Below are 22,151 nucleotides of genomic sequence, written 5' to 3'. Positions count from 1 at the left end.
GGGGGGAACGGGTCAGGAGTGGGTGGTCCAGTATTGGGTGCCGGCCAGGAGCAAGGCGGCTGCGCCTACCAGGCCGGCTTCCTGGCCCAGGGCGGCGGGCATGACCTTCACGCGACGGGCGAATTCCATGCGGGCGTGCTCCCGCAAGGCTTCCTCCAGGGGGCCGAACAGTGGTTCGCCTGCCTGTGAGAGGCCGCCGCCGATGGTGACCAGGTCCAGGTCGCACAGGTGGGTTGCCGAGGCGATCGCGATGCCGAGGGCGCGGCCGGCTCGGTGCATTGCCCGTGCTGCGATTGGGTCGCCTGCCCGTGCGTCCTCTGCCAGCGCGCGTCCTGTGACTGCTCGGTCCTCCAGATACGGCTCCCCAGCGTCCGTCCAGGCGGTGGCCGCTTGGTTCTCCAGGTACGGTTCCCCTCCCGTACCGGGCTGGGCTGCGCCGGGCACCCAGCCCTGCTCCAGGGCCCACGACGTCAGTGCCGGTCCCCTGGCGACGGCCTCCAGGCAGCCGTGGCCGCCACAGCCACACCGGGGCCCGCCATCGGGCTCCACCACCACGTGTCCGATGTGCCCGGCGTTGCCGGTGCCGCCGTTGATGAGGCGTCCGTTGAGAATCAGGCCGCCGCCGACCCCGGTCGAGACGACCATGCCGAGCATGTCCGAGGCGCCACGCCCGGCGCCCTTCCAGTGTTCCGCCACGGCCAGGCAGATGGCGTCGTTGTGGACGCGTACCGGTAAACCGGGGAACCGCTCGGCGAGCCTGGCGCGCAGGGGGAAGCCGCGCCAGCCTGGGATGTTGAGCGGCGAGACCTCGGCGTCCGGCCAGGTCATGGGGCCGCCGCAGCCCACGCCCACCCCCTCGACCGGCCCTCCGCCGGCGGCGGCGTGGGCCGTGAGCGGTTCGATCAGATCGGTGAGCGTCTTCCACAGGGTTTCCGGGCCGGCGTCCTGCGGGGTGGCGGTCCGTCTGGACGTCACCACCGTGCCGTCGTCTGCGACCAGTCCGGCGGCCAGCTTCGTGCCGCCAACGTCGATGGCGAGGATCACCACGAAACCCCAGGAGCCCGACTCGACGTCCCAGGCGCCCGACTCGACGTCCCAGGAACCCAACTCGACGTTCCAGGAACCCGCCGCACCCCAGGAGCCCGCCGCACCCCAGGACGCTGCAAGCACCCGCAACAACAACAGGTCACGGGCCGCCCGCCGTACTGCTGCCGACCGTGCTGGAGAACACCAGCACCGACGCGCTGAATCCGTGCACATGGTTGTGCCCGGCCACCGGCCCCACCTCCCCCGCCGCGAAGAACCCCGCCACCCCGATCGGTCCCAGCGTGTCGCGGAGCGCGACCGGGTCGTGGTCGGCGGTGCCGAACATGGCCGAGCCGCGTCCGTTGCAGGAGAACAGCAGCGCGCCGTCCACCTTGCCCAGTTCCTCGCGGTGCGCGTCGAGCAGGTCGTAGAGGTCCTCGTCCGCGGTGGCCGCGTCGCGTACCTGGAAGCGCACGGTACGTCCGACCTCGACGATGTCCCCGATGGCCACGGCCTCGCGCTCGGGGTCGATGCCGATCACGCCTCTGATCAGGAAGTCGCCGCGTTCGTGGCGTTCGGCGTATTCGTCCATGGCCACGCCGATCTGCAGGCCGGCGGCGACCAGGTCGCGGTCGTCCTCGTCCAGTTCGCTGACGATGTCCTCCAGTCGGGCCAGCGCGGGCTGGCCGGCCAGTTCGAGCAGCAGGTTCTCCTCGGAGCGGGTGACGACCATGCTCGGTCCGATCGGCCGGCAGCCCTGGCTGACCACCATGCTGACCTTCAGTGGGCCGCTGAGCAGCACGCCGATGGCGCCTTCCGTGTAGACCTCGCCGTCGGCGAACAGGCGCACCGAGCCGCGTCCCTGGATGCCGTTGGCCAGGCCGCCGATGAGCGGCAGGTCGCCGAGCACGTCCACGGACCGCTCGACGAAGGCGTCGGTGGGGAACGTGTACGGGTCGGCGAGCAGGATCGCCACGTGGTCGTCGGGGGTGCGCTCGGGCAGCCCGACCACCACGAACCGGTCCTCGGCCGTCAGTGTCTCCAGTTGGAACGTGGTGAGCCTGGCTCCTTCCAGGGTGGCCGCCCAGGCGCTCACGGCCGGTGTCAGTTCCACGCCCTGGCCGTCGCCGATCACGCCGGTGGCGCTGCAGCCGATCACATGGGCTTCCGGCGCCAGCCGCATGGCTGCCTGCCCGGCCAGGGCGACGTCCTCGGGGTTCTCGCCGCAGATGAAGAAGCAGACCAAGTCGGCTCGGCCGCTGAGCCTGGACAGTGCCTGGCCGACCGCGCTCTCCGCGGCCTTCACCAGGTCGGCTCCCACGGCGAGCCCGTCGGCGAAGCGGCTCGTCATCAAGGCCACGCGTCTCGCCTCCCTCGACAGTCCGTATTCGCTGACCGGATTCTCCCCACTAAAGGGATAAGCACGCACACGAATCGTCACGCAATAGTCAAGATCCGAAATCTCCGCCAGATGCGAAACTCCCTGCCGCATTCCTCTCCGGGGACGTAGTCTCGATCCCGTGCATCAGCCACGTATTCTCCGCGAGTTGCGAGAGAGCGGCCACGTTCATCGCACCGTCAAGGCCGAGGTCAGGGAAAACCTGCTGGCCAGGCTACGGGCGGGCGAGCCCAGGTTCCCCGGCATCGTCGGGTTCGACGACTCCGTCCTGCCGCATCTGGAGCGGGCGTTACTCGCCGGGCACGACCTGGTCCTGCTCGGTGAGCGCGGCCAGGGCAAGACCCGGCTCATCCGCACCGTCACCGGCCTTCTGGACGAATGGACCCCCGTCGTCGAGGGTTGCGAGATCAACGACCACCCGTACGCGCCGGCCTGCACGCGCTGCCAGGCCCTGGCCCGCGAGCTGGGCGACGAGTTGCCCGTCGCGTGGAAGCACCGCGACGAGCGCTACGGCGAGAAGCTCGCCACCCCCGACACCTCCGTGGGCGACCTGATCGGCGACGTCGACCCGATCAAGATCGCCGAGGGGCGCACGCTGGGCGACCCGGAGACCGTCCACTACGGCCTGGTCCCCCGCACCAACCGCGGCGTGTTCTCCGTCAACGAGCTGCCCGACCTGGCCGAGCGCATCCAGGTGTCGCTGCTGAACGTCCTGGAGGAACGCGACATCCAGGTACGCGGCTACAACCTGCGCCTGCCGCTCGACATCCTGCTCATCGCCAGCGCCAACCCCGAGGACTACACCAACCGGGGCCGCATCATCACCCCGCTCAAGGACCGGTTCGGCGCCGAGATCCGCACGCACTACCCGCTGACCATCGAGGACGAGCTCACCCTCATCCGCCAGGAGTCGATGCCGGACATCGGCGCCGACATCCCGGAGCACCTGGTCGAGGTCATCGCCAGGTTCACCAGGCTGGTCCGCGAATCCACCGCCGTGGACGCCCGTTCCGGCGTGTCGGCGCGCTTCTCGATCGCCGCGGCGGAGACCGCGATGGCCTCGGCCGTGCGCAGGTCCGCGATCAAGGACGAGGAGCAGGCCGTCACCCGCGTGTGCGACCTGGGCAGCGTCGTGCACAGCCTGCGCGGCAAGGTCGAGTTCGAGGTCAGCGAGGAGGGCAGGGAGACCGAGATCCTGGCCCACCTGCTGCGCCGGGCCACGGCCGAGACGTTCAGGAGCCGACTGGGCGGCATGGACCTGTCCGCGGTGACCGACAAGTTCGCCGAGGGCAACCAGGTGGAGTCTGGCGAGCTCGTGCCCGCGGCCGAGCTGCTGCACAGGATCGGGCCGGTCAGCGGGCTGGCGAAGATCATGTCGCGGCTCGGGATGGGCGCGGGCGAGGAGTCTCCCGGCCATGCCGCGGCGGCGCTGGAGTTCGCCTTGGAAGGGCTTTACCTGATGCGCCGTCTGTCGAAGGAAGACCTGGACGGGGTAACGATCTACCGTACGTGAACGATCGGACGGTCTCCCGCGTCCAAACTGATGAGTCAGTTCCACTCTCACGGGGGAGACCGTCCATGCGTTCGCTCGTCTTCGCCTCGGCCGCCGCCCTGGCCCTCTGCGGCTTCGCCGCGCCGGCCCAGGCCACCACGTCCCAGGTCTCCTACGGCTACGCCTGGGCCGACGGCTCGGGCAGCCTGCGCGTCGTGCCGATGACCGCCAAGCTCACCAAGCGGGACGGGTACCTGTTCTACAAGCTCAAGCGCGTCCCCGGGGCGCGGGAGCTGAAGCTCGACTACCGCGGCGCCGCCTACACGCGTGTCACGCTGGCCTGCGACCTGAAGGAGACCGAGGGCCGCATCGCGGTGGACCGCAAGGGCCTGGGCAAGACCGCGTGCAAGCCGAAGGACCTGGCCGCCACGCTGGCGCGCGGGCCGCAGGCGGTGCGCGTCGAGCACTCGGGCGGCAAGGCGCTGAGGGTCAGCGAGTTCTTCCCGGCCGGCGAGAGCAAGGCGGTCACCGCTCGCGGCACGCTGAAGTGGGTCAACGGCAACACGTTGCTGTTCACCGCGAACGGCAGGACGACCAAGCTCGGCTACACCTGGCTCACCGCGTTCAGCCGGGTGACGGCGAAGTGCGGGGCCGGCTGGCTGACGGGCCGGCCGGTGAACGCGGACAGGAACGGCCTGGGCAAGAAGGAGTGCACCGGGCACGACCTCACCAAGGTGATGAAGAAGCTCAAGTACCCGGTGCTGGTGAAGGTCGACTACCTGCCGGACAGCCGCTACGTGAACCAGGTCTGGGAGATCTACGGCGACGCGTAGTCATCCCGGGGGTGGCGCCCGCGAGAGCGGCGTTCCTGGGCGCGTATCCGGGTTTATCGGGTTAGCGTGGGGTGCGTGATGGCCTACCGCTATGGCGAGTACCACGACGGCCCCGACCCCCTGGCCCCTCCCTACGACGTGCGTGCCGCGCTCGACGAGATGGGCGACGCGATCCTGTCCGGCTCCACGCCCGTCCATGCCCTGCGTGACCTGCTCAAACGCGGTCTGCCCGGCGCGGCGGACCGGCGCGGCCTGGACGACATGCTCAGGGAGGTGCGCAGGCGGCGCAGGGAGCTGCGTGAGCGCGGCCGGCTCGACGGCACGCTGGAGAAGGCCAGGGCGCTGCTCGACAAGGCCATCGGCCAGGAGCGGGCCGAGCTGTTCCCCGACCCGTCCGACGACGCCAGGCTGCGCGAGTCCGAGCTCGACTCGCTGCCCGACGACACGGCCAGCGCCATCCAGCAGCTCAGCTCGTACGAGTGGCGCTCGGCCGCGGCCAGGCAGACGTTCGAGGAACTGCGTGACCTGTTGCGGCGCGAGGTGCTCGACAGCCAGTTCCGGGGCATGCGCGAGGCGCTGGCGAACCCGGATCCGGCGACGATGGAGCGGATCCGGCAGATGATGTCGGATCTGAACGACATGCTGGACCGGGATTCCCGCGGCGAACATACCCAAGAAGACTTCGAAGCCTTCATGGGCAAATATGGGGACCTGTTCCCTGAAAAGCCGCGTAACCTCGGCGAACTCATCGACCTCCTGGCCCGCCGCGCCGCCGCCGCCCAGCGCATGCTCGCCTCGATGACGCCGAGCCAGCGCGAAGAGCTGAGCAACCTGATCAACCAGACGCTCGACCAGGCCGGGTTGTCCGACCAGATGCGCCGTCTGGGCGAGTCCCTGTACGCCCGGCGTCCCGATCTGGCGTGGAACGCCCCGGAACGCCTCACCGGCGAGGACCCGCTCGGACTCGGCGACGCCGTCACCGCGCTGGAGGAGCTGGCCGACCTCACCCAGCTCGAAACCGCCCTGCGCCAGGACTATCCGGGCGCCAGACTCGACGACATCGACGAGGCCGCCGTCCGGCGCGCGCTGGGCCGCTCCGCCGTGGACGACCTGGAGGCGCTGAAGCGGATCGAGCGCGAGCTGGAGGAGCAGGGTTACCTGCTGCGCCGCCGCGGCAAGCTGGAGCTCACGCCCAAGGCCGTGCGACGGCTGGGCGAGACGGCGCTGCGCCGCGTGTTCGCCTCGCTCGACGCGGGCCGGCGCGGCGACCACGACCAGCACGACGCGGGTTCGGCGGGCGAGCTGACCGGTTCGTCCCGGCCCTGGCGGTTCGGTGACGAGCAGCCGATCGACGTCGTCCGCACGCTGGTCAACGGCGTGCGCGCCGGCGGCCTGGCCCACCGCACCAGGCCGGCAACCGGGCCCACCACCGGATCCGCCACCGGGACCAGGGCGTCGGCCGGGACCAGGGCGGCGCGGGTGCGGTTGTCCGTGGACGACTTCGAGGTCGCCGAGACCGAACGGCGCAGCGCGGCGGCGGTCTGCCTGCTGGTCGACCTGTCGTACTCGATGGCCCTGCGCGGCACGTGGGCGGCGGCCAAGCAGACCGCGCTGGCCCTGCAGGCGCTGGTGGCCTCCAAGTTCCCGCAGGACGCGGTGCAGATCATCGGGTTCTCGAACTACGCGCGGGTGCTGCAGCCCGACGAACTGGCGGGCCTCGACTGGGACATGGTCCAGGGCACCAACCTGCACCACGCGCTGCTGATCGCCGGCCGGCACCTGGACCGGCACCCGGACTTCGAGCCGGTCGTGCTGGTGGTCACCGACGGCGAGCCGACGGCGCATCTGCTGCGCAGCGGGCGTTCGGCCTTCGAGTGGCCGCCTTCGAGCGAGACGCTGGAGCTGACGCTGGCCGAGGTGGACAAGATGACCAGGCGGCGGGCGACGATCAACGTCTTCATGCTGGCGGCCGACGAACGGTTGAAGGAGTTCGTCGACGAGGTGGCGCGCAGGAACGGCGGTCGGGTCTTCTCACCCAGCGCGGAACGGCTCGGGGAGTATGTGGTGAGCGACTTCCTGCGGCTGCGCCGCGCCCGCTGAACACCGCCCGTGCCGGGGTCCCCTGCGAAGGCGGGCCCCGCACGGGCTCAGGTCCTGCTCGGGCCGGGGTCCCTTGAGGGACAGAAGTCTGGACCCCCAGCACACAAAACGCCCGCACGACCTCAGGCCCCTCGGAAGGCGCGGGCCCCTGGAAGGCGCGGATCCCTCAGAAGGCGCAGGCCCCCGGAAAGCGCGGGCCTCTGGAGAGCGCGGGCCTCTGAAAGGCGCAGGCCCCTGGAGAGCGCGGGCACCGGAAAGCGCGGACCCCTCAGAAGGCGCAGGTCCGTTGAGGGAGAGAGACCGCCCAGGTGGGGTCCCGAAAAGGGCCGTCAGGCGTCGACGAGGCGGGTGTAGAAGTCGAGCGCGACGTCGAACCCGTCACGGCAGTTGCGGTGCGACCGGTAGCACGGCCGCCAGGCGGAGCTGGCGCCGATACCGGCGCGCGCGTCGGCCAGTGCCGAAGGCACCCGCTCAGGCCTGGGCAGCAGCCCGTGGCCCAGGTAACGCACCCCGGTCAGCTCGGTGTCCCGCCCGCGCCCGCCGGAGGCGAACCGGCCGAGCCGCCACCCGCTCTCCTCGTCCCAGACCAGGGCGCTCCCGTCGGTCAGCAGCACGGTGGCGTGACGCGGGTCGCAAGGCCCTTCCCACCAGTCGGACACCTGGTCTTCGAGCAGGTCGACGACGCGCTGGACGTAGCAGACGGGCTGCTGCAGCCACTCGTCGGTGTACGGCTCGACGTGCCTGATGGCCACGGAGGGAACCCCCTTGTACCCGAAGGGTAAGAGAAAAGCGACGGTTAACAACCATACCCGCCATGAACTTATTCCGTTGCACATGCGTCTAGTCATTACGGACGATATTTACGTCCGCCACGGGGAAGGAGGGGAGCTCCATGATTGCCATGATTCTGCTGATCGCGTTGATGGTGGTCGCCGTCGCGGCCACCGAACTGATCATGCGGTGCTCCTCGAAGAGTAAAGAGGGTGTCGAGTCCCCCGGAGAGATCGTCGGGGACTAGTCTCTCCGCATGGACCTGCTTCTCTGGTTGCACATCGGCTTCGCGATCTTCACCATCGGTCCGCTCACCGCCGCGACGATGGCCGCGCCACGCGCCATCCGGAACAAGAACGTGCCCGTTCTGCAGAATCTCCAGCGCATGACCCGGGTCTACAGCTTCGGCTCGATCGGGGTGCTGGTGTTCGGGGTGGCGCTCGGCGTGGTCACGGGCGGCGGCCTGCTGGGGCAGTGGTACATGACGGCGTCGATGACGCTGTTCATCGTGGCCGTCGTGCTGATCGTCATCATCGACCGCGACCTGCGCACCGCAGTGCGCGCGCTGTCGAGCGACAGCGCCGAGGACGACGCGCAGGTGCAGAACGGCAGGATCGCCGCGATCAGCGGGCTGCTCGCGGTGATCTGGCTGGTGATCCTCTTCCTGATGGTGGTTCCCGGCCCGTAACACGTCCGGGCCGGGAAGCGCCAGGTCAGCCCAGGGCCTGGGTCAGGTCGGCGAGCAGGTCGTCGATCGTCTCGATGCCGACCGACAGCCGCACCAGGTCCGCGGGCACCTCCAGCGGCGAGCCGGCCGCCGAGGCGTGGGTCATGCGGCCCGGGTGCTCGATGAGCGACTCGACCCCGCCCAGCGACTCTCCCAGCGTGAACAGCTTGGCCCTGTCGCACACCGCCACGGCCTCGGCCTCGCCGCCCGCGACCCGGAACGACACCATGCCGCCGAACCGCTTCATCTGCTTGGCGGCCACCTCGTGCCCGGCGTGCTCGGCCAGCCCCGGGTAGAGCACCTGGGTCACGCGCGGGTGCGCGAGCAGCAGGTCGACGACCCGCTCGGCGTTGTCGCAGTGGCGGTCCATGCGCACGCCGAGCGTCTTGAGCCCGCGCAGCGTCAGCCAGGCGTCGAACGGCCCGGCCACGCCGCCCATGGCGTTCTGGTGGTAGGCCAGCTCGTCGCCGACCCCCTGGTCGGCCGCGATCAGCGCGCCGCCGACCACGTCGGAGTGCCCGCCCACGTACTTGGTGGTGGAGTGGACGACGACGTCCGCGCCGAGCGCGAGCGGCTGCTGCAGGTACGGCGAGGCGAACGTGTTGTCGACGACCAGCAGCGAGCCGTTGTCGTGGGCCAGTTCGGCCAGCGCGGCGATGTCGGCGATGCCGAGCAGCGGGTTCGTCGGCGTCTCGACCCAAACGATCTTGGTCTTCTGGGTCATGGCGGCGGCCACGGCGTCGAGGTCGTGCAGCGGGACCGGGTCGTAGTGCAGGTCCCAGCGCTCGTTCACCTTGGCGAAGAGCCGGTAGGTGCCGCCGTAGGCGTCGTTGGGGATGATCACGTGGTCCTGCGGCTTGCACATGGCCCGCAGCAGCGTGTCCTCGGCGGCCAGGCCCGAGGCGAAGGCCAGCCCGCGGGCCCCGCCCTCCACCGCCGCCAGCGCCTCTTCGAGCGCGGTCCTGGTGGGGTTGGCCGAGCGGCTGTACTCGTATCCGGAGCGCAGGCCGCCCACGCCGTCCTGCTTGTAGGTGGACGTGGCGTAGATCGGGGGCACGACCGCGCCGGTCAGCGGGTCGGGCTCCTGGCCTGCGTGGATCGCCAGGGTCTCAAAACCGTTGCTCATGAATGCCACCGTAACGGAAGTCGGCCCGCGATCCGTTCCCCAACGGACCGCGGGCCGGCCTGGCGGGCGCGTTCCCCAACACGCCCGCCGGAGCCGCCGCTCCCCAACGGCGTCCCCCGCCGGAGCGGCCGTTCCCCGACGGCGGCTCCGGGGGCTCGTGCGGCATGCCGCGCGAGCCACGTATCGATCGGTCAGGCCCTCTTGGTCAGGCGGCCTCGGCCTCCTGGCGCCGCTCCCCCGCGCGCGGCGCCAGCTTGACGATCTCGGCGTCGATGTGCCGGCCGCTGCGGCCCTCCGCGGGCTCGCCGTTGATGCGGGACAGCAGCACCGGGTCGGCCAGCGCGAGCAGCAGGCCGACGACCAACCCTGCACCTAGAAGTACGAACCCGATGACGACCATGTCCTGTCTCCGTCCCCTGCCCGTGCGACGTCCCGTGTTCCCGCGACGTCCCCTGTCCTTGCGACATATCCAGCATCGGTCCCGCACCCCCGGTGCCGCCTCCGCTGAAGGGCCGGTCTCCGGCCGGATCACTCGGCCGAACGGTTGATACGACCTGTCCGACTTCCGGCCTAGGCTCGACGCCGTGGGGGAATCGAAGCGCGTCGTGTACTGGGTCCGCCGGCTGAGCGAGATCGCGATGCTCGGCTGGCTGGCCATGATGCTGCTCATCGACCTGCTGGTGGCCGCGGGCACGAACGGCGCGCAGTGGCTGGTCCCGTTCTGCGGCGTGGCCGGCATCGCGGCGGTCGTCCTCCGCCGCAGGTACCGGGTCGAGGGCTTCGTCGTCCTGCTCGGGCTGTCGCTGCTCATCTCGGTCGTCATGGGCCTGACCGGTTTCGACGGGGTGCCCGGCACGGCGGAGACGGGCGCGATCCTCATCCTGACCATCGGCGTGCTGCGGCACGTGGAGCCGGTCAGGTGGGCGGCGCTGCTGTCGTGCGTGTCGCTGGTCGTGCTGATGGCCGAGGCGATCGGCCGCGACTACCAGCAGGCCGGGCTGGTGTTCTCGTTCATGCTGTTCGTGGGCTGGTCGATGGCCGCCGGGGTGGGCGGCTACCTGCGCTTCCAGCAGGAACGCCGGACGGAGGCGGTCTACTCGGTGCGCCGCGCCGAACGCCTCGAACTGGCCAGGGAACTGCACGACCTGGTCGCGCACCACATCACCGGCATCGTGGTCCAGGCCCAGGCGGCTCGGTCGGTCGCGGAGACCAAGCCGGAGGCCGTGCTGCCCGCGCTCGACGCGATCGCCGGGGCCGGCACCGAGGCGCTGACCTCGATGCGCCGCATGGTCACCGTGCTGCGCACCGAGGACGACGCCGCGCGCAAACCGGGCACCACGCTGGCCGACCTGCGGCTGCTGACCGACGGCTTCTCCGCGGGCGGGCCGAAGGTGGCCTTCGAGATCGGCGCCGGGATCGACGACCGCACGCTGCCGCCCGAGGTGATGACCACGCTGCACCGGGTGCTGCAGGAGTCCCTGACGAACGTGCGAAAGCACGCCCAGGGCGCGGCCTGGGTGGAGGCCGACCTGCGCCGCCACGAGCGGGCCGTGGTGCTGCGGGTGCGCAACTTCGGCTCGCACGGCGACCCCCGGGTGTCCCGGCTGGGCGGCGGGTTCGGGCTGGTGGGCATGGCCGAGCGGGTGGAGGCCCTGGGCGGCAGGCTCTACGCGGGCCCGTCGGCGGAGGGCGGCTGGCAGGTCGTCGCCGAGTTCCCGCTCCCCTGAGGAGAGTTTCCGCTCCCCTGAGGAAGCGGGAAGCGGGAACTCAACGGCGGCGGCGGCTCAGTGGTTGGCCAGGAAGGCGAGCAGGTCCTGGCGGGTGATCAGCCCGCTGGGCTTGCCGTCCTCCAGCACCACCGCCGCGTCGGCCTTCTCCAGCGCCTCGACCGCCCGCGACACCGGCTCGCCGCTGCCGATCGTGGGCAGCGGGGCCGACATGTGCTCGGCGATCGGGTCGTCGGAGGAGAGCTTGCCGTGGTAGAGCGCCTCCAGCAGGTCGCGCTCCACGATCGAGCCGATCACCTCGGCCGCCATGACCGGGGGCTCCTCCTTCATGACCGGGAGCTGGGACACCGAGTATTCGCGCATGATCGCGATGGCCGTGCCGACCGACTCGTACGGGTGCGCGTGCACGAACTCGGGCAGGTTCGCCCCCTTGCGCGCCAGCACGTCCCCGACCAGGCCCTCCTCGGAGGTGGTGGTCAGGAAGCCGTAGTCGGCCATCCAGTCGTCGTTGAAGATCTTCGACAGGTAGCCGCGGCCGCCGTCGGGCAGCAGCACGACCACCACGTCGTCGGGCCCGGCCTTGGCGGCCACCTGCAGCGCGGCGACGACGGCCATGCCGCACGAGCCGCCGACCAGCAGCCCCTCCTCGCGGGCGAGCCTGCGGGTCATGTTGAAGGAGTCCTTGTCGGACACGGCGATGATCTCGTCGCAGATCTCGGTGTCGTACGTGGCCGGCCAGATGTCCTCGCCCACGCCCTCCACCAGGTACGGACGCCCGGAGCCGCCGGAGTAGACCGAGCCCTCGGGGTCGGCCCCGATGATCTTCACCCGGCCGCCGGACACCTCCTTCAGGTATCGCCCGGTGCCGCTGATCGTGCCGCCGGTGCCGATGCCCGCGACGAAGTGCGTGATCCTGCCCTCGGTCTGCTCCCACAGCTCGGGGCCGGTGGAGTGGTAGTGCGACTCGGGGTTGTTGACGTTGGAGTACTGGTCGGGCTTCCAGGCGTTGGGCACCTCGCGGGCCAGCCGGTCGGAGACCGAGTAGTACGAGTCGGGGTGGTCGGGCGAGACGGCGGTCGGGCAGACCACGACCTCGGCGCCGTACGCGCGCAGCACCGCGATCTTGTCCTGGGCCACCTTGTCGGGCACCACGAACAGGCACCGGTAGCCCTTCTGCTGGGCCACGATGGCCAGGCCCACCCCGGTGTTGCCGGACGTCGGCTCGACGATCACGCCGCCGGGCCGAAGCTGCCCGGAGGCCTCGGCGGCTTCGATCATGCGCACCGCGATGCGGTCTTTCACCGAGCCACCCGGGTTGAAGTACTCAACCTTGGCGAGCACCTGGGCAGGCAGCCCGGAGGAAACCTTGTGCAGACGGACGAGCGGAGTGTTCCCCATGAGCTCGACCAGGGAATCGTAAACGCGCACCGAGGTGTTCACCTTCTTTGCCAAAGCTTGGTCAGCTTGCCTGAGGCCGAGATCCAGTGGGGGTGGGCGGCCCTCGGCTAGTTTTCAAGCAAACGCTACCGCCGAGTCCGGCTGAGGGGGGTAACGAGTGGTCTGGGCAGCTGGCATGGCGCGTGCCGCCCGCAGGATCGCGACAGCGGCCGCGCTGGGCGGTGGCGGGCTGACGGCGCTGGGAGCCACCGCGTACGGCCTGCTCATCGCCGAAGGACTGCTGGCCCGCCGCGCCATCGGCCGCCCGCACGGCCTGGACGGCCCCCCGTCCGACGGCACGTACGGCGATTTCCCCGGCACCCCGATCAAGCTGGCCATGCTGGGCGACTCGACCTCGGTCGGCCTGGGCATGACGGATCCCAGCCACACCCCGGGCGTGCTGCTGGCCAACGGGCTGGCCGCGGTCGCCGAGCGCCCGGTGCTCCTGCGGGTGGTCGGCAAGTCGGGCGCCCCGTCGGCCGAGCTGGACGAGCAGGTCGACCAGGCCCTGCTGATGGAGCCCGACGTGACGGTCATCTTCGTCGGGGCCAACGACATCATCACCCAGACCCCGCCCGCGACCGCGGTGCGCCATCTGGTCAAGGCGGTGCGGCGGCTGCGCGACGCCGGCGTCGAGGTGATCGTCGGCACCTGCCCGGACCTGGGCACGGTGCGCCCGATCGCGCAGCCGCTGCGCTGGGTCACCCGGCGCTGGAGCCGCCAGCTCGCCGCCGCCCAGACGGTGGCGGTGGTCGACGCGGGCGCGCGGACGGTCGCGTTCGCCGACGTCCTGGGGCCGGAATTCGATACAAATCCGTCAGAAATGTTCGGACCGGATCGTTTCCATCCATCTGACCGAGGTTACGCGCAGGCCGCTTACGCGGTGCTACCTTCTGTATGCGCTGCGTTGGGGCTGTGGCCGGAGCCACGGCCCGCGCGCGGTGAAGGACTGCAACCGATTTACCTTGCGGCGGCTACGGCCGCGGAGGAGCCCGGCACCGAGGTCTCCGCGACCCGCGTCGACGGGCGGGCGACGGGCCCCTACGGCAAGTGGGTCACGTTGTTCCGCCGGCGGCGCGGCGAGATGCTCGACGAAGCCTGAACCCTCCGAGCCGGAGCCGTCACTCCCTCATCGTCTTTTGGAGTGATCTGCCCGTGCTCCGGCCCTTCACGAACGCGTCCCTGGCCCTCGCCGCGACCCTGGCCGCCTCCGCGTGCTCAGGCAGCGACGCGGCCACGACCGCCTACCCGACCTGGCACAACACCCAAGTGAACGTGGTCAGCCGGACGGCGGCGGCGGCGGGGGTCGTCACGGCCACCTCCATGAAGCCCGACGGCAGCCTGGAGACCGCCGCGCTCGACCTGGCCAACGGCAAGAAGTTGTGGTCCCACCCGGCCACCATGGCGGGCCGGCTGCCCGGCATGGGCGTCTCCGCGCCGGCGATCGTCGAGACCGGCCGGAACCAGGCCGTCGTGGTGGCGCTCGACCCGGCCAAGAAGCAGCCGCGCTGGAACGCCACGCTCATCGCCCGCGACGCGCGCACCGGCGCGCAGAAGTGGTCCAGGCCGGTGCACTCGACCTTCGGGCCGCAGCGCTGCGGCCCGTACGTCTGCCTGTCGGAGCACACGGCGCTGGCCAACGCCCGCCTGGTCGTGCTCGACCCGAACTCCGGCAAGATCATGTGGAAGCTGCCGGGCATCTCCGAGGTCGAGTGGTCCGACCCGGCCAGGGTGCTGCTGCTACGCCTGGCGGCCAACCCGATGATCGAGTCGTACGACGTCAAGACCGGCAAGCTCCAGTGGCAGCAGCCCATCGAGCAGGCGCTTGGCCCGGGCATCGACATGTCGGGCGGCTGGGCGTTCGGCGCGACCGGCGACAACCTGGTCGGATACGTGGCCCCGTACACCAATCCGCGCACGAAGAAGGTCTCCACGTTCGGCCTGTTCTCCATCAAGATCACCGAGGGGACCGTCAACTGGATGCGGCCGTCGGTCGTGCGGGTCTACCCCAGCGGCAATCCCGGCTACGCGCCGGTCGTCCGTCCCGTCGACCGCCAGGGCGCCTACGGCGGCTTCGCCAGGCTCGACTCCGAGACCGGCCGGGTGCTCGGCCAGGTGACGGGCGCCGCGGTGCCGGGCTCTGGCTGGTGGCTGGCCTTCCCCGACCGGATGGACAAGCTGGCCTTCCTCAAGCACGGCACCAAGGGCTCGGCCTTCGACCTGGGCACCGGCAGGTCCGTGGCGGTCGACGACCAGCGGGCCTGGTCCTTCTGCGTCACCGATCCCAAGCCGCTGCCGCTGCGCGCGCAGCCGCCCGGCTTCTACTCCACCGCCGCGATCTGCGAGTTCGACCTGGCCACCGGCAAGCGCCTGCGAGCCGCCGCGCCGCCGCCCCCGTGGTTCACCGGCAGCCAGGACGGCTGGCGGCTGTGGCGCGACGAGAAGGGCGCCCTGCACGCCACCAACGACCGCACCGCCACCACTCCCGGCATGTACGGCTGACCCGGCACCCGCGGCGAGACTCGGACGGGACTGAAATATAGTTCTGGAAGAGAGCCGACAAAGGAGGGGCCATGCCCGAGGCAGTCATCGTCGCGACCGCGCGATCCCCCATCGGACGAGCCTTCAAGGGTTCGCTGCAGGACATCCGTCCCGACGACCTGACCGTCCAGATGATCCAGGCCGCGCTCGCCAAGGTGCCCCAGCTCGACCCCGCCACCATCGACGACATCATGCTCGGCTGCGGCCTGCCGGGCGGCGAGCAGGGATTCAACATGGCCCGGGTGGTGTCGGTCATGCTGGGCCTGGACAACGTGCCAGGCACCACGATCACCCGGTACTGTTCCTCGTCCCTGCAGACCACCAGGATGGCCTTCCACGCCATCAAGGCGGGCGAGGGCGACGTGTTCGTCTCGGCCGGCGTCGAGACCGTCTCCAGGTTCCGCAAGGGCAACTCCGACTCCCTGCCCGACACGCAGAACCCGGTCTTCGCCGAGGCGGTCGCCCGCACCCAGGCGTTCGGCGAAGGCGGCAAGACGTGGCACGACCCGCGTGAAGACGGGATCGTCCCCGACATCTACATGGCGATGGGCCAGACCGCGGAGAACCTGGCCCAGCTCAAGGGCGTCACCCGCAAGGACCAGGACGAGTTCGGCGTGCGCTCGCAGAACCTGGCGGAGAAGGCGCTGGCCGACGGCTTCTGGCAGAAGGACATCACCCCGGTCACGCTGCCTGACGGCACCGTGGTCAGCAAGGACGACGGCCCACGCGCGGGCACCACGTACGACGCGGTGTCGGCGCTGAAGCCGGTCTTCCGCCCCGACGGCACGGTCACGGCCGGCAACTGCTGCCCGCTGAACGACGGCGCGGCGGCGGTGATCGTGATGAGCGACACCAAGGCGGCCGAGCTGGGCATCACGCCGCTGGCCCGCATCGTCTCGACCGGCGTCACCGGCCTGTCGCCGGAGATCATGGGGCTCGGCCCGGTCGAGGCGTCCAGGCAGGCGCTGGCCAGGGCCGGCATGGCGATCGACGACGTGGACCTGGTGGAGATCAACGAGGCGTTCGCCGCGCAGGTCATCCCTTCGTACCGCGACCTGGGCATCGACCTCGACCGGCTGAACGTCAACGGCGGCGCGATCGCGGTCGGCCACCCGTTCGGCATGACGGGCGCGCGGATCACGTCCACGCTGATCAACAGCCTGCGCCACCACGACAAGAGCATCGGGCTGGAGACGATGTGCGTGGGCGGCGGCCAGGGCATGGCGATGGTCCTGGAGCGTCTCAGCTAGGTCGCGTGGAAGGCCGGTCCTCGCGTCGAGGGCCGGCCTTCGGCAGGTCAGCCGTGCTTGTCCGGTCCGGCCTTGACGGGAGTGACGCGGACGATCACCCGGCGGTCGCGGACCATCGCGGCCCGGTAGTCGTCCCAGTCGGGGTGCTCGCCCGAGATCCTGCGGTAGTAGGCCACCAGATGGTCCATGGCCTCGGGCAGCGCGATGACCTCCGCCCGGCCCTCCACCTGGATCCACTCGCCGAAGAACTGATCGGTGAAGGCGCAGATGGCCACGTCCGGGTCGCGGAGGAGGTTGCGGAACTTGGCGGCCGTCTCCCTGGTGCTGATCACCAGGTAGCCCTCGTCGTCCACGCCGACGGTCACCGGCGACATCTGCGGGCGCCCATCGCGATGTCTCGTGAGCAGGACGGCGTGGTGGTGGTTGCGGAGGAAGTCCCGAGCCTTGTCTAGATCCATCCAGTCATGATGACGCGCCCGTGCGGGGCACGGGCGCGAAGGCGGGAATGGGCTCTACCTTGAGCCCATGCGGTTACGGCGGTGCCGCTCGTGTTCGTGCACGATCGCGGCGGCGTAGCCGTGGGTCAGCCCGTGCTCGTCGGCGAGCCAGTTGGCCCGCTCGTCGCACCTGAGGAAAGCCGGGCCGTTGTCGATGGCTCGGAACCACTCGGGGAGTTCGCGTCCCGTGATAGCGGGGACTCTGGCGATGAGCTTCAGCTGCGTCTCCGGTGAGTGGTTCAAGGACATGGGCACCTCCGCGGATTAAGGTCCTTTGCTTGACACTGCAACACCGCACAGCGAATGGCAAGCCCCCAACCAGGCATCATTTTGTGACGGCGGGTAGATTTCCGGTCGCACAAAGAGAGGGCCCCGCCGGATCGGCGAGGCCCTCGTCAGTGGGACGGTCAGTCGTCACCGCTGAAGTAGCTGATGAAGCGCAGCACCTCCAGGTAGATCCAGACCAGGCTCAGCGTGAGGCCGAACGCGCACTGCCAGGCGAACTTGGCCGGCGCGCCCTGCTTGACGCCCTGCTCGATCGAGTCGAAGTCGAGGAGCAGGAAGAAGCAGCCGAGCAGGATCATGGCCGCGCTGAAGATCCAGCCGAGCGGGCTGTCGGTACGCAGACCGAGGCCGCCGGGCACCCAGATCGAGACCAGCAGGTTGACCAGCACCAGCGCGATGGCCGCGAAGCCGGCCGCGATGACGAACTTCACCAGTTTGGGTGTGACCCTGACGATGCGCAGCGCGTAGACGGCCAGGACGCCCGCGAAGGCCATCGCCGTGCCGATCACCGCCTGCAGCACGATGCCGTTGAACAGGCTCTCGTAGGCGGAGCTGATCACGCCGAGGAACACGCCCTCGAAGATCGCGTAGCCCAGGATGAGCACCGGGTTGGTGCTCATCGTGAACGAGGCGATCAAACCGAGGATCAGCGCCACGACGGCGGCGCCGATGCCGACGCCGACCGGGACCTCCAGGTACCAGGCGGCGCCCGCGGCCACGATCAGGGAGCCCAGGGTCATGAAGCCGCGCACCACGACGTCGTCGAGCGTCATCGTCCGGTACGCGGGCGGGGCGGGGGGTGCGTACGACGGGGCGTCGTACATGTTCTGCAAGACCTCGGGAGCCGGGGTGGGCGCCGACCAACCCCCGGACCGTGACTTGCTGAATACGGGGTTCTTGCTCTCCATGCGCTGCCTCCTGTGCGCCTGACCCATCGGGGCCGGGGCGGCACCTAGGTCAACTTGCGGGTGAGATTCGGATGATGGGCAGCGATGATAACGAACGTGATCGCCGCTGAGTTCCCATCGTCGTCGCTCGGGGTCGGGGGACGGTGGTTTCCATGGTAGGAGAAACGGACCCCTGACCGCTTCGGGTGGATTATCGGTAACGGGCGGATCGCCGCGAAGGGGGGTTACTGAAGGTCTTCGCGGAAATACTCCCCGCGCTGACCCGGATTTCCCGGAACGTCCCGCGCGGGCGGCCCGGTGAGGGTCGCCCGCGGGCTCGTCCGGCCCGGCATTCCCCGTCAGGAACGGGCGGATCCGGGGATCGGCTCGCCCTGGCAGAGAAACACCAGGTCAGGGACCCAAAAGGGCGTGATGCCGATCGGTGCCCCCGGCGGGATTCGAACCCGCACGTCAACCCTTTTAAGGGGTTTGCCTCTGCCATTGGGCTACGGGGGCGCCGCAATCATACGAAACGGACCATGCTTCCGAGGAGCACAACTTCGCATCAGGCGTCACAAGTGTGAAGTCTGCGGTGAAGTGATAGGGCTCCAGGCACTCTGTCCAGGAAGAGTACGCCGTCCAGATGGTCCAGTTGGTGCTGAATGCAACGGGCTTCAAAGGCATCAGCTTCGATGGTGACTGGCTCGCCCGTGCCTGGCAAATGCCCATGTACAGTGATACGCCCAGCGCGCAGGACGTCGGCCATGAGGCCGGGGATCGACGCGCAGCCCTCACGGCCGTGGTCCCAGTGGGAGGCGGCGGCGAGCATCGGATTGGCCAGCACGAGCTCGCCGGCCCACGATCGGCAGCGGGGATGACGGGCGGCGTCGAAGGCGATCAGCCGGCGTCCGACGCCGATCTGGGGAGCGGCCAGGCCGTAGGCGAGCGGCACCGCGCGCAACGTGGCCAGCAGGTCGGCGGCGGCGGCCACGACCTCGGGGTCGGCGGGATCGACCGGCTCGGCGGCGGCGCACAGGAGTGGGTGCGGGGCCTCGAGCACGTCGCGTGCGGTGCCAGGGGTCACAGAAGATCCGGTTCCACGGGGCGGAAGGTGATCTCGGATTCGAGTCCGGAGCCGACGGCTGCCAGCCTGCGCATGAGCGCCGCCACGTCCACCTCCTTCGGCAGCTCGACGTCGGCGATGAGCACGTAGAGACGGCCGGTGAGCCGGGTGCTCATCCCGGTGATGTTGCCGCCGTCCGCGGCCAGGACGGCGCTGACGGCGGAGATGATGCCCGGTCGGTCGGGGCCGTACACGGTCAGGACGTAACCGAGTCCGCTGGCCCGGCCGGCGGAGTGACCGCGCCCGCGCCGGCCGAAGGAGCAGCGGGCCTCGATGGCCGATACGGTGACCACCAGATCGGGCGCCATGAGCCGTTTCATCAGCTCGTCGGGCTCCTGCTCGCCGGAGACCAGCAGCATCATCGCCACGTGGCCGCCGAGCAACGTCATGGTCGAGTCCTGGATGTTCGCCCCGCATTCGGCGAGCGAACCGGTGACCGCGGCGATCACTCCGGGCCGGTCCACGCCGAGCACGGTCACCGCTGAGAGCCCCACCCGTGGTTTCCCCTTCCGCTCGAGACACCAGGGGCGCCGCGAACGCCCCGGCGATGATTCGCCGGGGCGCCGCCTTCTCGCTGCCTTGTCGCCGCCTTGTCGTTGCTGCGGCTCGGCCGGAGCCCGGGCTAGCGGCGGGTCGTCGCCACCGCGGCCCTGAAGCCTTCGCGTGGGTGCTCCATCTCACCCAGCGAGATCGTCTCTCGCTTGAAGAACAGGGCCAGGGTCCAGTCGACGACGACGCGGACCTTGCGATTCAGCGTCGGCACCCGCGACAGATGGTAGGTGCGGTGCATGAACCACGCAGGGAATCCGCGAAGCTTGACGCCATAGACGTTGGCGACGCCCTGGTGCAGGCCCAGACCGGCGACCGATCCGACATACTTGTGGCGGTATTCGACCAGTTGCTGGCCGCGCAGGTGCCTGACGATGTTGTCGCCGAGCACCTTGGCCTGGCGCACCGCGTGCTGGGCGTTGGGCGCGCAGTACTGGCCGGGGTTGGTCACGTCCGGCACGCCCGCCGCGTCGCCGGCCGAGAACGCGTCCTTGATGCCGGCGACGGTGAGCCGGGTGGTGGTCTTGATCCGGCCGCGCTCGTCCAGCGGCAGGTCGCTGTCGTTGACGACGGGGCTGGGCTTGACGCCGGCGGTCCACACCAGCGTCTCGGCCTCGAAGTCGGTGCCGTCCGAGAGCACCACGTGGCCGCCGACGCACGATTCGAGCCGGGTCTCCAGCCTGACGTCGATGCCGCGCTCGCGCAGTTGCTCCAGCGTCCACTTGCCCATCTCGGGGCCGACCTCGGGCAGCACCCTGGAGGTCGCCTCCACCAGGACCCAGCGCACGTCCGACGGCTTGATGTTGCGGTAGTAGCGCATGGAGTCCTTGGCCATGTCCTCCAGCTCGGCCAGCGCCTCGACGCCCGCGAAGCCGGCGCCGACCACGACGAACGTGAGCGCCCTGCGGCGCACCTCGGGGTCGTCGGTCGACTCGGCCACGTCGAGCAGGTGCAGCACCCGGTTGCGCAGCGCGATGGCCTCGCCCACGGTCTTGAACCCGATGCCGATGTCGGTCAGGCCGGGGATCGGCAGCGTGCGCGAGATCGACCCGGCCGCCATGACGATGACGTCGTAGGCGATCTGGCGCGCGTCGCCCTCGGCGGGCTGGAACGTCACGGTGCGCTCGTGGTGGTCGACCTTGGTGACCGTGCCGTTGAGTATCCGCGCCTTCGGCAGCACCCGGCGCAGCGGGGCCACCATGTGCCTGGGCGACAGGTTACCCGCGGCCGCCTCAGGCAAGAAGGGCTGGTAGGTCATGTAGGACTGGGGATCGATGATCGTGATGCGCACTTCACCGCCGCGCAGCTCCCTGCGGAGCTTGCGCTGCAGCCTGAGCGCTGTGTACAGGCCGACGTACCCGCCGCCGACGATCAAGATGTGCTTGTTCATCTTGAGGCCCCATCCCTTGTGGAGTGCTTGTGAAAGCATTCACAAGCTTACGCCCATGCCTTTCCCGGAATCCAATCCCGGGGGCATGCAACGCGTCACACAGCCAGCTCCCTGGCTCTGGTGAAGACGGCGTCCAGCATCGGGGCGGTCACGCGGCCGGTGAACGTGTTCTGCTGGCTGGGGTGGTAGCAGCCCATCAGCGTCACGGCGGCGTCGCCGTAGGCGCTCTCGACCTCCACGCCGTGCCCGAACGGCGGCCTGGGACGCGGCAGCTCGTAGCCCGCGGCCTTGAGCGCCGGCCACATGGCCTGCCAGGCGAAGCCGCCCAGCGCGACGATCACCCGCACGCTGGGCGCGCACAGCTCGATCTCCCTGGCCATCCACGGGAAGCAGGTGGCGCGTTCCTCGGGCGTGGGCTTGTTCGCGGGCGGGGCGCAGCGCACCGACGCCAGCATGCGGGCGCCGATGAGCCGCTGGCCGTCGTCGGCGTACGTGCTGGTCTCCTGGGCGGCCAGCCCGGTGCGGTACAGCGAGGCGAACAGCCAGTCGCCGCTGCGGTCGCCGGTGAAGATCCGGCCGGTCCTGTTGCCCCCGTGCGCGGCCGGGGCCAGCCCGACCAGCAGCACCCGCGGCTCCTCCGCGCCCCAGCCGGGGACGGGACGGCCCCAGTACGTCTCGTCCGCGAACGCGCGCCGCTTCACCGTGGCGACGTCCTCGCGCCACTCCACCAGACGCGGGCAGGCACGGCACACCGACTGGCGTGCCGTGAGCTCCGCGAGGGTGCCGCTGGCGGGGGCGAGGCGGCGCACGTCCGCGGGGTCGAGCGCGACCGGGGTGTCGGCGGTCGCGGGGTCGTCAGGCCAGCCGGTGCCAGGAGGTACGAAACTCATGCCCCCGATCGTGCCCGATCACCTGGTCTTGGACGGACTCGGCGCGGGCGTGGCGGGACCGGCGGTGGGCGCGGGGCTGGGCACGACCGTGGGAACGGGGG

22 protein-coding genes and 1 tRNA gene are annotated in these 22,151 nt (G+C 70.3%); 9 read left to right on the top strand and 14 right to left on the bottom strand.

What is annotated here, in order from left to right; translation table 11 throughout:
• Nucleotides 1-12: 12 nt before the first annotated feature.
• A complete protein-coding gene (locus HII36_RS40985) occupies nt 13-1,170 on the bottom strand; it encodes an ROK family protein (RefSeq protein WP_328808123.1) in 1,158 nt (385 codons plus the stop codon).
• Between the two features lie 16 nt (nt 1,171-1,186).
• The gene (locus HII36_RS40980) at nt 1,187-2,377 is read right to left on the bottom strand and encodes an FIST signal transduction protein (RefSeq protein WP_173528734.1); all 1,191 of its coding nucleotides are present in this window, start codon (nt 2,375-2,377) and stop codon (nt 1,187-1,189) included.
• A 169-nt stretch (nt 2,378-2,546) separates the two neighbouring features.
• On the opposite strand from HII36_RS40980, the gene HII36_RS40975 reads away from it, so the two are divergent.
• The 3 genes from HII36_RS40975 (at nt 2,547) to HII36_RS40965 (ending at nt 6,850) form a co-directional block, all read left to right on the top strand.
• Nucleotides 2,547-3,938, top strand: coding sequence for a sigma 54-interacting transcriptional regulator (locus HII36_RS40975; protein ID WP_328808122.1), 1,392 nt, complete (start codon nt 2,547-2,549; stop codon nt 3,936-3,938).
• A 65-nt stretch (nt 3,939-4,003) separates the two neighbouring features.
• Nucleotides 4,004-4,750, top strand: coding sequence for a hypothetical protein (locus HII36_RS40970; RefSeq protein WP_173528731.1), 747 nt, complete (start codon nt 4,004-4,006; stop codon nt 4,748-4,750).
• 78 nt (nt 4,751-4,828) lie between these two features.
• Entirely contained in the window at nt 4,829-6,850 is a 2,022-nt protein-coding gene (locus HII36_RS40965; protein WP_173528730.1) for a vWA domain-containing protein, read from the top strand.
• A 329-nt stretch (nt 6,851-7,179) separates the two neighbouring features.
• Here the strand turns inward: HII36_RS40965 and HII36_RS40960 are convergent, their stop codons facing one another.
• Entirely contained in the window at nt 7,180-7,602 is a 423-nt protein-coding gene (locus tag HII36_RS40960; protein ID WP_173528729.1) for a DUF6292 family protein, read from the bottom strand.
• Between the two features lie 140 nt (nt 7,603-7,742).
• Between HII36_RS40960 and HII36_RS58305 the strand changes: the two genes are divergently transcribed.
• Nucleotides 7,743-7,868 carry a hypothetical protein gene (locus HII36_RS58305; RefSeq protein ID WP_268959740.1) on the top strand — a complete coding sequence of 42 codons (126 nt, stop codon included), beginning with the start codon at nt 7,743-7,745 and terminating at the stop codon, nt 7,866-7,868.
• A 9-nt stretch (nt 7,869-7,877) separates the two neighbouring features.
• Entirely contained in the window at nt 7,878-8,309 is a 432-nt protein-coding gene (locus tag HII36_RS40955; protein ID WP_173528728.1) for a DUF2269 family protein, read from the top strand.
• 25 nt (nt 8,310-8,334) lie between these two features.
• Here HII36_RS40955 and HII36_RS40950 read toward each other — a convergent pair whose 3' ends face one another.
• Together HII36_RS40950 and HII36_RS40945 are read right to left on the bottom strand one after the other, a co-directional pair.
• A complete protein-coding gene (locus HII36_RS40950; protein ID WP_173528727.1) occupies nt 8,335-9,474 on the bottom strand; it encodes a cystathionine gamma-synthase in 1,140 nt (379 codons plus the stop codon).
• Nucleotides 9,475-9,679: 205 nt separating this feature from the next.
• Nucleotides 9,680-9,838, bottom strand: coding sequence for a hypothetical protein (locus HII36_RS40945; protein WP_173528726.1), 159 nt, complete (start codon nt 9,836-9,838; stop codon nt 9,680-9,682).
• 220 nt (nt 9,839-10,058) lie between these two features.
• Here HII36_RS40945 and HII36_RS40940 point away from each other — a divergent pair, with 220 nt between their 5' ends.
• Nucleotides 10,059-11,201, top strand: a complete 1,143-nt coding sequence (locus tag HII36_RS40940; protein WP_173528725.1) for a sensor histidine kinase — start codon at nt 10,059-10,061, stop codon at nt 11,199-11,201.
• A gap of 57 nt (nt 11,202-11,258) precedes the next feature.
• On the opposite strand, the gene HII36_RS40935 is transcribed toward HII36_RS40940, so the two are convergent.
• A complete protein-coding gene (locus tag HII36_RS40935) occupies nt 11,259-12,629 on the bottom strand; it encodes a cystathionine beta-synthase (protein WP_173528724.1) in 1,371 nt (456 codons plus the stop codon).
• A 145-nt stretch (nt 12,630-12,774) separates the two neighbouring features.
• Here HII36_RS40935 and HII36_RS40930 point away from each other — a divergent pair, with 145 nt between their 5' ends.
• From HII36_RS40930 to HII36_RS40920, 3 genes are all read left to right on the top strand, one after another.
• A complete protein-coding gene (locus tag HII36_RS40930; protein ID WP_173528723.1) occupies nt 12,775-13,740 on the top strand; it encodes an SGNH/GDSL hydrolase family protein in 966 nt (321 codons plus the stop codon).
• A gap of 53 nt (nt 13,741-13,793) precedes the next feature.
• On the top strand, nt 13,794-15,140 hold the full coding sequence (locus HII36_RS40925; protein ID WP_173528722.1) for an outer membrane protein assembly factor BamB family protein: 1,347 nt from the start codon (nt 13,794-13,796) through the stop codon (nt 15,138-15,140).
• A 71-nt stretch (nt 15,141-15,211) separates the two neighbouring features.
• Nucleotides 15,212-16,429: an acetyl-CoA C-acetyltransferase gene (locus HII36_RS40920; protein ID WP_173528721.1), complete on the top strand. Its 1,218-nt coding sequence runs from the start codon at nt 15,212-15,214 to the stop codon at nt 16,427-16,429.
• 47 nt (nt 16,430-16,476) lie between these two features.
• On the opposite strand, the gene HII36_RS40915 is transcribed toward HII36_RS40920, so the two are convergent.
• The 8 genes from HII36_RS40915 to HII36_RS40880 all read right to left on the bottom strand — a co-directional run bounded on the left by HII36_RS40915 (nt 16,477) and on the right by HII36_RS40880 (nt 22,050).
• Entirely contained in the window at nt 16,477-16,887 is a 411-nt protein-coding gene (locus HII36_RS40915) for a PPOX class F420-dependent oxidoreductase (protein WP_173528720.1), read from the bottom strand.
• Between the two features lie 54 nt (nt 16,888-16,941).
• Nucleotides 16,942-17,175, bottom strand: a complete 234-nt coding sequence (locus tag HII36_RS40910) for a DUF4287 domain-containing protein (protein ID WP_173528719.1) — start codon at nt 17,173-17,175, stop codon at nt 16,942-16,944.
• A gap of 158 nt (nt 17,176-17,333) precedes the next feature.
• The gene (locus tag HII36_RS40905) at nt 17,334-18,119 is read right to left on the bottom strand and encodes a Bax inhibitor-1/YccA family protein (protein WP_173528718.1); all 786 of its coding nucleotides are present in this window, start codon (nt 18,117-18,119) and stop codon (nt 17,334-17,336) included.
• A gap of 422 nt (nt 18,120-18,541) precedes the next feature.
• Nucleotides 18,542-18,614: transfer RNA gene (locus HII36_RS40900), tRNA-Leu, on the bottom strand.
• Nucleotides 18,615-18,663: 49 nt separating this feature from the next.
• Nucleotides 18,664-19,158: a peptide deformylase gene (locus HII36_RS40895; protein WP_217370583.1), complete on the bottom strand. Its 495-nt coding sequence runs from the start codon at nt 19,156-19,158 to the stop codon at nt 18,664-18,666.
• A gap of 20 nt (nt 19,159-19,178) precedes the next feature.
• The gene (locus tag HII36_RS40890) at nt 19,179-19,715 is read right to left on the bottom strand and encodes a glycine cleavage system protein R (RefSeq protein WP_173528717.1); all 537 of its coding nucleotides are present in this window, start codon (nt 19,713-19,715) and stop codon (nt 19,179-19,181) included.
• A 128-nt stretch (nt 19,716-19,843) separates the two neighbouring features.
• Nucleotides 19,844-21,160, bottom strand: coding sequence for an NAD(P)/FAD-dependent oxidoreductase (locus HII36_RS40885; protein ID WP_173528716.1), 1,317 nt, complete (start codon nt 21,158-21,160; stop codon nt 19,844-19,846).
• 95 nt (nt 21,161-21,255) lie between these two features.
• On the bottom strand, nt 21,256-22,050 hold the full coding sequence (locus HII36_RS40880; protein ID WP_173528715.1) for a uracil-DNA glycosylase: 795 nt from the start codon (nt 22,048-22,050) through the stop codon (nt 21,256-21,258).
• Nucleotides 22,051-22,151 lie beyond the last annotated feature (101 nt).

The organism is Nonomuraea antri (assembly GCF_013283785.1).
GTDB lineage: Bacteria > Actinomycetota > Actinomycetes > Streptosporangiales > Streptosporangiaceae > Nonomuraea > Nonomuraea antri.
This window is presented reverse-complemented; position numbering and strand designations above follow the sequence as displayed.